Source organism: Massilia agilis (assembly GCF_024756255.1).
Lineage (GTDB): Bacteria > Pseudomonadota > Gammaproteobacteria > Burkholderiales > Burkholderiaceae_D > Telluria > Telluria agilis.
On record NZ_JANUHB010000002.1, the window covers coordinates 358,773 to 369,972 of the forward strand.

The window sequence follows — 11,200 nt, forward strand, 5'->3', positions numbered from 1 at the left end:
GGTTCCCTTAGTCGGTGGTTGCGATGTGCGCCGCGCGCACGGAAAGCGGCAGGTCGAGCACGAACAGCGCTCCCTTCCCGGGTTCGCCTTCGGCCCGGATGGTCCCGCCCAGCAGGTTGGTGACGATGTTGTACACGATGTTCAGGCCAAGCCCGGTGCCGCCGCTGCCCATGCGCGTGGTGAAGAAGGGCTCGAACACGCGCGCCAGGTGGACCGGATCGATGCCGCGGCCGTTGTCGCGGAACGTAATGCGCACCCGTCCGGGCTCCACCGATTCGGCAGACAACAGCATGTGTCCGCCCGGCTGCTCGAACGCGTGCAGCAAGGCGTTGTTGACCAGGTTGATCACGATCTGGCCAAGCGGTCCGGGAAAGCTGTCCATCACGATCCCGTCTGGCACCGCCAGCTCCAGCGTGTGGCCCGCCAGCCGCACCTGCTTCATCATGGTCGCCGCGATCTCCTGGCAGGCCTGGGCCAGGTCGAAGCGGCGCTGCTGGGCGCTGGCCTGGTCCACCGCAACCTGCCGGAAGCTGTTGACCAGGTCGGCCGCGCCGTGCAGGCTGCGCTCGATCAGGTGCGACGCTTCGGTCGATGCCGCGATCCACTGTTCCAGTTCCGAGCGGCGCAGCTGGGCCGCCTCGAAACGCTCGGCCAGCGCATCGGTCTTTTCGCGCAGCGTGCTGGCCATCAGCAGGCTGTTGCCGATCGGGGTGTTCAGTTCATGCGCGACGCCCGCCACCAGCGAGCCGAGCGAAGCGAGCTTTTCGCGCGCCGCCAGCTGCGCCTGGGTGTCCTTGAGCTGGCGGTAGGCGTGGGCATTGTCCAGCGCCACGCCGACATAGGCCGCGAGGGTGCGCAGCATATCCAGGTGCACGCGGCGCCAGGCATTTCGCCCGAAACCCTGGACGGTCACCAGTCCCAGCACGCGCGCGCCGGCTGTCACCGGCACCATCAGCACCGAGCGCGGCGTGCCCTGGGCCAGCGGCGCGCACGGCAGCGCCATTTCGCCGGCACGCTCCACGGGCGCATCCGGCAGGTAGTCGCGCCATTCCTGCTCCAGGTCGCCGATGAGGATCTCGCGCCCGGTCGCCACGCACAACGCACCCAGCTGGTATGGCGCGGCCAGCGGCCGTTCGAATGGCGGGCAGCGCTGCCCGCCCACCACCGTGAACGGGTAGGCCAGCACGCCGCGCTCCGGCTGGACCAGGGCGATGCCGAACACCGGCGCATCCATCAGCGCGCGCACCTGCTCGTACAACGTGCCCATGATCGATTCGCTGTCCAGGTTCGCGGTCAGCATGCGCCCCAGCTCCGACAGCCGCGCGATATTGCGCTGCGCCTGCTCCACCACTTCCTTCTGCTGCTCGACTTCGAGCCTGCGGCGCTCGGCCGCTTCCTTCTGCAGCACCAGTTCCGCGGTGCGCGCGCTCACCTGGCGCTCAAGCCGGTCCTTCTGCTGCATCAGCACGCGCACCCGCAGGCGGTAGCCCCAATACGCCGCCGACAATGCCAGCGCGGCGGCCAGGGTACGGAACCACCAGGTCTTCCAGAACGGCGGCGTGATGGTGATGACGAGCGAAGTGGGCGCCTCGCTCCAGACGCCATCCTTGTTGCTGGCGCGGACCCGGAACACGTAGCGGCCCGGGTCCAGGTTGGTGTAGGTGGCAAAGCGCTTGGCGGCGCCGGTATCGACCCAGCCCTGGTCGAAGCCGTCGAGCCGGTAGGCGTAGCGGTTGGCGCGCGAATCGGCGTAGTGCAGCGCCGCGAATTCGATCGAGAACGTGGCATCGCGGTACGACAGGGTGATGTCGCGCGCATCGTAGGGCGGCACGCCGAGCGCGCGCGGCCGGTTATCGACCTGGAAGTCGGTGATCAGGACCGGTGGCGCGTACGGGTTGTCGCGCACCTCTGATGGCGTGAACGAGGTCATGCCGTTCACGCCGCCAAAATACAGCTCCCCTTGCGGCGAGCGCCAGGCCGAGCCGACGAAGAACGAGCCGTCCACCAGCCCGTCCGCGGCGGTGTACAGCTTGAACTTGCGGGTGGCCGGGTCCACCCGCGACAGGCCCAGCGTGCTGCTCACCCAGAGCTGGCCGGTGATGTCCTCGAGGATCGCGCCGACCGGCACCGTATCGCGCACGTCGGCAATGCGCAGCATCGCAAAGCGCGCGCGCCCGTCCGGCCCCAGCGCCATCTTGTGCAGGCCGCCGGCGGTGCCGACCCACAGCTCGCCGCGCGCCGACTCGTGCAGGTAGTACACGCGGTTGTGGCGCAGGCTGTCCGGATCGGCCGGATCATGGCGGAAGTGGGTGAAGGTGCCGGTGTCCCGGTCCAGCCGGTCAAGGCCGCTGTCGGTGCCGATCCAGATCGCGCCCTTGCGGTCTTCCAGCACCGAATACGTGAAGTTCTCGCCAAGGCTGCGCGCATCCTCCGCGCTATGGCGCCAGCCGCGCACCTTGCCGTCTGGCCCGCGCACAAACAGCCCGTTGCGGGTCGCGATCCACAAGGTGCCGTCGCGCCCCACGCGCAATCCCTGCACGTAGTTGTCGCTGTCCCCCAGCGGCACCGGCTTGAAGCGGCCGCTTGCCGCATCGCGCCAGGCCAGGCCCACGGCGGTGCCGACCCACAGGCCGCCGTCGCCATTGGCCAGCGAGGTCACCGTATCATCCGGCAGGCTCGCGCCGCGGCCCGCCTCATGCCGGTAGTGCTCGGCCAAGCCGCTGGCCGGGTCGAAGCGCGTCAGGCCGCCGCCGGTGGTACCGATCCACAGCCGGCCGTTGCCGGCATCGGCCACCGCACGCACCTTGTTGCTGCCGATCCCGCCTGCCTGGCCGGGACTGTAGGTGTAACGGGCAAAGCCGCCGCTGGCCAGGTCCACCCGGTTCACGCCGCCGAACAGGGTGCCCACCCACAGCGTGCCGGTGCGGTCCACCAGGATCGCGCCTACCTGGTTGTCGGACAGGCTGTGGCGGTCCATCGGCTCGCTGCGGTAGCTGACGAAGCGGCCCGCGGCAGGATCGCGCCACTTCAGTCCATCGAGCTCGGTGCCGACCCACAGCGTGCCGCCCGCGTCGTGATACAGGGCGAGCACGCGCACGTCGGCCATGCCCTCTTGTTCGCCAAGGTGGCGCCGCTGTGGCGCACCGTCGCCCAGGCGCCAGGCCTCCAGCCCCGCGCGGGTGCCGACCCACAGCGTGCTGCGCGGCCCCATCGACAGCGACAGGATCGTGTTGCGGCGCGCGTCCTGCCCGGGATCGACGCGGAAGTGTTCGAACCGGCGCGCGCCACGGGGCAGCCGGTCCAGCCCCGCGCCGGTGCCGACCCACAGCGCGCCGCTGCCGTCCAGGGCCAGCGCGTTGACGTGATCTTCGGCCAGGCTGGCGCTGTCACCGGCTTCATGGCGCAGCGTCATGAAGCGTCCGCTCGCCGGATCGAAATGGCGCAGCCCCGAAGGACTGCCCAGCCACAGACCGCCGCTGCCATCGGAGCAGATGGCGCTCACCCCCAGCATCGCCGCCGCCCCCGAGGTCGCGGGTGGCCGGTAGCGCACGAACTTCTGGCTCGCCTCGTCGAACCGGGCCAGCCCGCCCTTGGTGCCGAACCACAGCCGGCCCGCATCGTCCTCGAACGACGCGGTGACGAAGTTGTCGGGAAGGCTGCCGGGATCGTCCGGGTCGTTGCGGTACACGGTCATCGTGTAGCCGTCAAAGCGGTTCAGTCCCGCCTGGGTGCCAAACCAGATGAAGCCGTGCCGGTCCTGCAGGATGGTCAGCACCGACTCCTGCGACAGTCCGCGCTCCAGGCCCAGGCGCTCGAAGCGCAGGCTGCGCGGGCCGGCGGCGAGCGCACCGGCGGCGGCCAGCGCCAGCAGCATTCCAGCGAGCCAGCGCACGATGCGCCGCCCCTGTCCCAACCCGGAATACCTGCTGCCAGCCAACATGTCGTCCCGCTCAGAATTGCGATGTCTTAATCTACCAGATCGGATTGCGGAAATGAAAGAAATTAAGGCTTCCGGAAAGCGAATCGCGCTGCTATAATGCGTGGCTCGGGCGGCTGTAGCTCAGCTGGATAGAGTACTTGGCTACGAACCAAGGGGTCGTGGGTTCGATTCCTGCCAGCCGCACCAACAATATCGGGACCAGGTTGCAAGACCTGGTCCCTTTTTTGTTTGTAGCCCCGTGCCGGCAAGGTTCGTGGATTGCTGCAAACCATGCACTTTGCCATTTGCGGCAGTGCTGCTATAATGCGTGCCTCGGGCGGCTGTAGCTCAGCTGGATAGAGTACTTGGCTACGAACCAAGGGGTCGTGGGTTCGATTCCTGCCAGCCGCACCAACAATATCGGGACCAGGTTGCAAAACCTGGTCCCTTTTTTGTTTGTGGCCCCGTGCCGGTAGGGCCGCGCATAGCTGCACACCATGGCACTTTGCCATTTGCGCCAGTGCTGCTATAATGCGTGCCTCGGGCGGCTGTAGCTCAGCTGGATAGAGTACTTGGCTACGAACCAAGGGGTCGTGGGTTCGATTCCTGCCAGCCGCACCAACTATACAAAAAATGGCTCAGTGGAAACACTGGGCCATTTTTCTTTTCTCCCCTCCCCCTCCGCACTGCTGAGTTAGCGAAAATTGCGCGACAAAGCCTGACGTTGCGTCAAAGCTTTCCCGGCGTTCAGAAAATCGCCCTCGAGAGTGTCCGTACCGCACCGGAATCGCTCTTCTCTTCGTGTAGGACCGGGCCGACATTCTTTCGGCAACACCGCCGGAATTTTCCCTCCTTCAAGCCGAAAAACGCGCTTCTCCTATGAAGGCCGGGTTCGCTTGCTGGCCTGCCGGAAATCATTTGATTAGCGGAAGTTTTCCGCGAAGAAGCGCTCTTATCCGTGCGCGTATGGCGATTTTGGACACGGCTGCGCTACGATGAAGTCCCCCGATTCTTGAACAACCAAGCTGCAGGACGCGGCTGTTTTTCTGAGAGGTTTAGACATGAAAAAGACTTTGCTTGCTGCAATCGTGCTGGCTACCTTTGGTACCGCTGCCATGGCACAAACCACCACCGGCTCGAGCGTCATCGGTCTGTCGCCGCAGACCCTGACCTTCACGGACAACGCCGGCTTCTTTGGTGACGTGCTCGGTGCGAACAACCAGGGCGCCACCTTTGCGGACAAATTCACCTTCTCGGTGTCCGGCACTACCCCGATGAGCCTGGACGCCATCATCTCGTCGATCAGCCACACCGCCAGCACGGGCCTGGACATCACCGGCCTGGCCCTGTACGGCACCAGCAGCTCGGACACCGGCACCGGTACCGGTTCCGGCACCGGCAGCCTGATCGCCAGCGGCGTGATGAAGTCGAGCGGCTCGGCTGACGTGTGGACCCTGTCGGCCAACAACCTGATGGCTGGTAACTACTACATCCAGGTGAGCGGCAACATGGTCGGCACCACCGGCGCATCGTTCGGTGGCGCGGCCCAGATGATGGCTGCCCCGGTTCCGGAGCCTGAAACCTACGGCATGATGCTCGGCGGCCTGGGCGTGCTCGGCTTCCTGGCTCGCCGCCGCAAAGCAAAACAGGCCTGATGCCTGGCCTCTCCTCGCATCGTCCTTGATGCAAACGGAAGCCGCAAGGCTTCCGTTTTTTTCGCCTACCGGCGACGCTTGTCGATGATGGTGCGGTTGCCGAGGATTTCTTCGATCTGCTCGAAGCGCACCGGCTTGACCATGTGATGGTCGAACCCGGCCTCGAACGCCAGCTGGCGGTCCTTTTCCTGGCCCCAGCCGGTCACTGCGATCAGCACGGTCATCGGCCCGCACGGCAGGTTGCGCACCGCGCGCGCCAGGTCGTAGCCGGACATCTGCGGCAGCCCGATGTCCAGGAACGCATAGTCCGGGCAGAAGCGCGCGGCCGCCGTCAGCGCGTCCGGTCCGTTATGGGTGATCACCACGCTGTGCCCCATTGCCGAAAGCAGCGCCCCGATGCTGTTCACAAAATCGACGTTGTCGTCGGCCAGCAGGATGCGATAGGTCTCGGCACTGATGAACGCGGCCGGCGTCGGCTTGGTCGGCGGCTCCGGATCCACCACGATCGGCAAGCGCACCGTGAAGCGGCTGCCGCGCCCCAGTCCGTCGCTCGCCGCCGTGATCGTCCCGCCGTGCAGCTCGACCAGCCGGCGCGCCAGCGACAGGCCCACGCCCAGGCCGGCGTTGCTGCGCTCGAGGGTGGAATCGACCTGCACGAACATCTCGAACACCGAGTCCAGCATCTCGGGCGCGATGCCGATGCCGGTATCGCTCACTTCCAGCACCAGCGTCTTGTCGTCGACCCGCGCCGACAGCGACACACGGCCGCCGCGGTTGGTGTACTTGGCCGCGTTGTTGAGCAGGTTGGACAGGATCTGCGCCAGCCGCGTGGCGTCGCCGTGCAGGAACACCGGGCGGTCGGGCAGGTCGATCACCAGCTCGTGGCCGTGCAGCTCGATGTACGAGCGCACCACTTCCAGCGCGTCGTTCACCACGGCCTTGAGCTCCACGCGCCCCATCTTGATCGCCAGCTTGCCGGTGTTGATGCGCGAGACGTCCAGCAGGTCATCCACCAGCCGCACCATCTGGCGCAGCTGGCGCTCCATGATGTCGGTGGCGCGCTGGGTCGCCTGGGCGTCGCCGCTGCGAATGCGCAGGATATCCAGGCCGGTGCGGATCGGCGCCAGCGGATTCCTCAGTTCGTGCGCCAGCGTGGCGAGGAACTCGTCCTTGCGCTTGTCGGCGATGCGCAGCGCTTCCTCGGCGCGCTCGCGCACGTGCATCTCGTGTTCGAGGGTGCGGTTGGCCTGCTGCAGCGCGTCCGAACGGCGCCCGATCTCGGCCAGCATGTCGTTGAAGGCGTCCACCAGCACGCCGATCTCGCCGCCTTGGTGGTCAGGCACGCGCAAGGAAAAGTCGCGCCGCTGCATCACCTCGCGCGCGACATGGGTCACCGTCTGCAGCGGTTGCGTGATCCCGGCCTGCAGCTTGCGCGCCACCAGCGCCGCCACCCCCAGCGCCGCCAGCATCACCGCCGCCAGGATGCCGCCGTAACTGAAGATCCGGTCCACCAGCCCGTAGCGCGAGCGCAGGTACACCGTGCCCAGCTGCTCGCCGTTTTCGACCACCGGGTGGAACACGACCAGTTCGCCGCGCTCGATCCGGTAGCCCGGCGCACCGGGGCGCGCCGGCACCGGATGGTCGCCCGGCTGCGGCGTGTAGGACGCGAACAGCGCGCCGCTGGCGGTGTACACGGCCGCGACCAGGATTTGCGGCCGCACCCGCAGCACGGCCAGGTTCTGCTGCGCGGTCTTGGCGTCGTTGAACGCGAGCGCCGGGGCGGTCACGCGCGCCATGATGTCGGCCTGCGTGTTCAGGTCATCCACCCAGTAGCGCTGGAAGGTGCGCACGTCGAACAGCAACATGGCCGCCGACGTCACCAGCAGCGCCGCCAGCGTGGTCGACACGGCCATCAGCATCAGCTTGCCGCGCACGGTGCCGGTATCGAACAGCCTGCTCATGGCGCCCCCTTCTGAACGTGGTTGGCCACCGTGAGCAGGCGCGAACTGAGCTTGACGCCGTTGCTGTCGGCAGCCTCGAGCGAGACGTCGAAGCGGACGTGCTCGTCCACGATCCGGAAGTTGATGACGCTGCCCTGCTGCAGGCCGGTATCGCACTCGGTGACCACCAGCAGCGCGCGCACGGCGCGGATCACGCGCCCGGCCCGCGCGCAGTCGCTGCCGGCCACGAACAGCAGGTGCGCCAGGCCAGGTTCCGTCTCGCGCTGGGCGCGCACGACGATCGGCCGGCTGTTCACGCTGCGTCCGGCCGTCAGCGCGGCCAGCTCGGCCACCATCTCGTCGGAACCGGACACCAGGATCGTGATGGGGCTGGCCGGGTCGGCGAACGCATTGGCGGGAAATTCGGTATAGCCGAGGAACTTGTACATGAAGGCCGCCTTGACGCGCCGTTCCAGGCTCGGCCCCGACGCCGCCGCTTCGGCCTGCGCGTGTTGGGCGCCGCACGCGAGCACGGCAAACACCGCCGCGCACCACGCCAGTCCCAGTTGCGCGAGGCGCTGGCGCCAGGGGCGCGCTGCGGCCGGAAGGAGCAATGTTCGCATGGGTCTCCTTCTAGAACCGCACGGCGGCGGTGAGCATCACGGAGCGCGCGAATACCTGCCGCGTGCGCGCATCGCCGAATTCGGCGTGGGTCGAATGTAGCAGGTTGCGCCCCACCAGCGCCAGCTCGACGCGGCCGCTGGCCGGCCACGCCAGGCGGGCATCCAGCTCGGTGTAGGCCGGCACCACCGGGTTGGGCAGCTGTCCCACGTGGCGCAAGCTCAGGTCGGCGCGCAGGTTCCCCGGCAGGTCGTGCGAGCTTTTCACCGACCAGTAGCTGTGCGGGTCATTGCTCGCCAGCGAAGTCTGGCGCGCCAGGTCGCTGCTGCCGGGCTTCAGGCTGAACTCGACGTCTTGCACCACGCCGCCGGCGCTGAGCCGCCAGCTCGGCAGCGGCTGCCATGCGCCCCACAGCTCGATGCCGCGCACGCGGCCCTTGCCCAGGTTCTGGAACAGCGCGCCCTGCCCCGTGCCCGGCTCGAGCGTGCGCAGGCCGTCGTAATGACTGGCGAACGCGGTTGCGGACCACGACAGCTTGCTGTCAAACTGGGCGCGGTAGCCCAGCTCCAGCACCCGCGCGCTCTCGGAATCGAAGTCCGGCCCGCCGGCCACCGCCCACGGCGGCCCGGACGTGCGGCCCGGCGCCAGCTGCATCACGTCGCGGTCGATGCGCGCCGGCGCCCGCACCGCGCGCGAGGCGCCGGCCCACAGCATGCTGGCCGGGGTCGCGTTCCAGGCCAGCCGCAGGCTGGGCATGGTCTCGCTCCCGCTGTAAACATTGTGTTCGAGCTTGACGCCCACGGTCGCGCGCAAGGCTGTCGTGATCGCGACCTCGTCCTGCACGAACAGGTTCGACCACTGCAAATGGCGCTCGGCCGGTATGAAGATGAGCTGCGGCCCGTTGGTCATCCGGTCCAGGCTGTAGCGGTAGCCGCCGCCCCAGGCCAGGTGGTGGCGCTGGCCGATCGGCAGCGCGTGCTGGACCTCCAGGTCGAAGGTGGACAGGCGCTGGGCCGCGGCCGGCTGGTCGCGCCGGGTCTGGTCGATGTAGGCCTGCACCTTCAGTTCACCGCCGCGGTCGAGCTGGCGCGTCACGCGCCCCAGCAGGTTGGCGCCGGCGGTAACGATGTCGCCCGCGCGCGCCTGCCCGAAGCGGCCGTCATAGACGTCGCCGCTGACCGTCACGGTTCGCCCCTGGCCCTCGCTATCGATGCGAAACCCGGCCTGCGACCGGCGCCACCCGACCTGCGCATGGCCCCTTGCCGGGTCCATCGCGTCTTCGTCGTAGGTGACCTTGGCATACGCGCGGTACCAGCTGCCCTCGCCCAACTGCCCGCCGTAGCGCACCGCGCCGCCACGCTGGTAGGTGCCGGCACCGGCATTGAGCAGGCCACCCTGCGTATCCCTGGCGGACTTGGTGATGATATTGATGACGCCATTGACGGCATTGGCGCCCCACACGGTGCCGCCCGGGCCGCTGATCACCTCGATGCGCTCGACGTCCGACAGCGTGACGTCCTGGCTTTCCCAGAACACGCCGGAAAACAGCGGCGAATACACGCTGCGCCCGTCGATCAGCACCAGCATCTTGTTCGACAGCGTGGTCGAGAAGCCGCGCGCGCTGATCGCGTAGCCGCTGGCGTCGCGCCGCGCCACCTGCAGGTTCGGCGCCAGCCGCAGCGCCTCGGGCAGCGCGGCGGCGCCCGAACGCGCGATGTCGCTGCCGGTGATGACATACACCGAGGCCGGCGCATTGGCCAGCCTGGTCTCCTGGCGCGACACCGAGGTCACGACGACGTTGGACAGCTGTTCGAGCGTGTAGTCCGCCAGCGCCTCATCCTGGTCGGACGCGTGCGCGGCCATCGCCTGCAAGGCGATGAGCCCGGCGCCCACGTAGATCGTCAGGAAACTTTTTCGCATATTTTGCAATCGTAGAACATTTTCTCTGATGCACCAAGCGGAGCACGATTGCACGGCCTTGCGCGCCATATTCGGCTGCATGATGGCAACCATTACCAATATAAATTGGAAACCTTTGCCGCAATGCAGCATCATCCTTCCTGTCTCCTCTATCTCCTTCAAGGGAAATAGATTCAGCCCGCAGCGCAAGCCGCGGGCTTTTTTTTGTCCTGATTCCAGGGCACGCACAAAAGACGGGCCCCGTGCTGGGTTCCGGGTCTTTGGTGTAGGATTGGCCTCCCTTTACGTTCCCATAACAGAAACATGGCCACATCCGGCGCTACCGCCCGCTCCGTCACCGATTACGACTGGTCGTCCACCCGCCTGGGCAGTCCCGACGCCTGGCCGCTGCCGCTGCGCGTGGCTGCCGACCTGCTGTTCAACTCGCCCCTGCCGGCACTGCTGGCCTGGGGCCGCGAGCCCGTGGTGGTGTTCAACGAAGCCTACGGCGCGCTGGCCGGCCCCGGCTACGGGCGAGCGCCGGGCGGCAACGTGCCGCCGGTGATGCCGCCGCCGCTGGCCGTCGCGCGCGAGGCAATGGAGCGCGCGCTGCGCGGCGAGCCCGCGGTGCAGCCGCGCGCCGCTTTGGTGTTCGTGCGCGCCGGCGGCCGTGCCGAGGAAACCCGCGACCTCTACCTGACCCCGCTGCGCGACGCCGGCGGCGGCATCGGCGGCGTGCTGTGTACCCTGGCACCAGCCAGCAGCCAGCCAGCCGAACAGGAGAGCGTCGGCGCCCTGCGCGTGCTGGTCGTCGAGGACAACCTGGACTCGCAATACCTGGTGTGCGAGATGCTGCGCGCCTTCGGCTACGAGGCCGAGGGCGTCGGCCACCCGAACGATGCCCTGGCGCGTCTTGCAGCCGGGCATTACGACGTGCTGTTCTCCGACGTCAGCCTGCCCGGCATGTCCGGCGTCGAGCTGGCGCGCGAGGCGCTTGCCGGCCAGCCCGGCATCCAGGTCATCTTTGCCTCCGGCTACGGCGACACCCTGCTGCGCCACCTCGACTTTCCCTACCTGTCGCTGCAAAAACCCTACGAGATCGACCAGTTGCAAGGCGCGCTGGCGCAGGTCGAACGGGTGCGCCGCACCCCGCGCTAGCCGGTCAA

The 11,200-nt window shown here is 67.7% G+C and carries 6 protein-coding genes and 3 tRNA genes; 5 read left to right on the forward strand and 4 right to left on the reverse strand.

The window, feature by feature from the left end; all coding sequences use genetic code 11:
- Positions 1-7: 7 nt before the first annotated feature.
- Positions 8-3,940, reverse strand: coding sequence for a sensor histidine kinase (locus NX774_RS08515; protein WP_258821748.1), 3,933 nt, complete (start codon positions 3,938-3,940; stop codon positions 8-10).
- Positions 3,941-4,049: 109 nt separating this feature from the next.
- Between NX774_RS08515 and NX774_RS08520 the strand changes: the two genes are divergently transcribed.
- The 4 genes from NX774_RS08520 (at position 4,050) to NX774_RS08535 (ending at position 5,574) form a co-directional block, all read left to right on the forward strand.
- Positions 4,050-4,126 (forward strand) — tRNA-Arg (locus NX774_RS08520).
- Positions 4,127-4,256: 130 nt separating this feature from the next.
- Positions 4,257-4,333 (forward strand) — tRNA-Arg (locus tag NX774_RS08525).
- Between the two features lie 130 nt (positions 4,334-4,463).
- Positions 4,464-4,540, forward strand: a tRNA-Arg gene (locus NX774_RS08530).
- A 440-nt stretch (positions 4,541-4,980) separates the two neighbouring features.
- Complete coding sequence (locus NX774_RS08535) at positions 4,981-5,574, forward strand: FxDxF family PEP-CTERM protein (RefSeq protein ID WP_258821749.1); 594 nt, start codon at positions 4,981-4,983, stop codon at positions 5,572-5,574.
- Positions 5,575-5,639: 65 nt separating this feature from the next.
- Here NX774_RS08535 and NX774_RS08540 read toward each other — a convergent pair whose 3' ends face one another.
- The 3 genes from NX774_RS08540 to NX774_RS08550 are packed head-to-tail and all read right to left on the reverse strand — an operon-like array spanning position 5,640 to position 10,055.
- Positions 5,640-7,535 carry a sensor histidine kinase, YfiR-like protein-associated gene (locus NX774_RS08540; RefSeq protein ID WP_258821750.1) on the reverse strand — a complete coding sequence of 632 codons (1,896 nt, stop codon included), beginning with the start codon at positions 7,533-7,535 and terminating at the stop codon, positions 5,640-5,642.
- Positions 7,532-8,137 carry a TOL_0243 family YfiR-like periplasmic protein gene (locus NX774_RS08545; protein WP_258821751.1) on the reverse strand — a complete coding sequence of 202 codons (606 nt, stop codon included), beginning with the start codon at positions 8,135-8,137 and terminating at the stop codon, positions 7,532-7,534. Before NX774_RS08545 ends, NX774_RS08540 begins: the two co-directional genes overlap by 4 nt.
- A 10-nt stretch (positions 8,138-8,147) precedes the next feature.
- On the reverse strand, positions 8,148-10,055 hold the full coding sequence (locus NX774_RS08550; protein ID WP_307731166.1) for a TOL_0244 family TonB-dependent receptor: 1,908 nt from the start codon (positions 10,053-10,055) through the stop codon (positions 8,148-8,150).
- A 303-nt stretch (positions 10,056-10,358) separates the two neighbouring features.
- On the opposite strand from NX774_RS08550, the gene NX774_RS08555 reads away from it, so the two are divergent.
- On the forward strand, positions 10,359-11,192 hold the full coding sequence (locus NX774_RS08555; RefSeq protein ID WP_258821752.1) for a response regulator: 834 nt from the start codon (positions 10,359-10,361) through the stop codon (positions 11,190-11,192).
- Positions 11,193-11,200: the final 8 nt, after the last annotated feature.

Bases quoted from the DNA above. Each gene is read 5' to 3' on its own strand.
- NX774_RS08555 (WP_258821752.1), top strand. From the start codon at position 10,359: ATGGCCACATCCGGCGCTACCGCCCGCTCCGTCACCGATTACGACTGG.
- NX774_RS08545 (WP_258821751.1), bottom strand. From the start codon at position 8,137: ATGCGAACATTGCTCCTTCCGGCCGCAGCGCGCCCCTGGCGCCAGCGC.
- NX774_RS08535 (WP_258821749.1), top strand. From the start codon at position 4,981: ATGAAAAAGACTTTGCTTGCTGCAATCGTGCTGGCTACCTTTGGTACC.
- NX774_RS08515 (WP_258821748.1), bottom strand. From the start codon at position 3,940: ATGTTGGCTGGCAGCAGGTATTCCGGGTTGGGACAGGGGCGGCGCATC.
- NX774_RS08540 (WP_258821750.1), bottom strand. From the start codon at position 7,535: ATGAGCAGGCTGTTCGATACCGGCACCGTGCGCGGCAAGCTGATGCTG.
- NX774_RS08550 (WP_307731166.1), bottom strand. From the start codon at position 10,055: ATGCGAAAAAGTTTCCTGACGATCTACGTGGGCGCCGGGCTCATCGCC.